The organism is Bhargavaea massiliensis (assembly GCF_018390575.1).
In the GTDB taxonomy this organism is placed as follows: Bacteria; Bacillota; Bacilli; order Bacillales_A; family Planococcaceae; genus Bhargavaea; species Bhargavaea massiliensis.
Map to the genome: position 1 here is coordinate 1 of NZ_JAHBCJ010000030.1, position 323 is coordinate 323.

The window sequence follows — 323 nt, forward strand, 5'->3', positions numbered from 1 at the left end:
CCTACGACCGATCGGTTAACAGCCGATTGCTCTACCACTGAGCTACTGCGGAATAATATCATCTTGCTTGTGGCAAGCCCGGCAACGTCCTACTCTTGCAGGGGGAAGCCCCCGACTACCATCGGCGCTAAAGAGCTTAACTTCCGTGTTCGGGATGGGAACGGGTGTGACCTCTTTGCCATCATCACCAGACTTGTTTTGAACAAGACAAGATTTATTATATCAAATTCTATAGAATTTGCAAGCGTTTTTGCAAACATCTTTGCATTTGTTCGCTCAAAACCGGATAAACGAGACATTGTAAAGTACCGAAATCTTTCATG

Annotated in this window: 1 rRNA gene; it reads right to left on the minus strand. The window is 45.5% G+C overall.

Going from position 1 to position 323, the window contains the following annotated elements:
* Positions 1 to 76: 76 nt before the first annotated feature.
* Positions 77 to 192 (minus strand): 5S ribosomal RNA (rrf, locus tag KHA84_RS15250).
* Positions 193 to 323 lie beyond the last annotated feature (131 nt).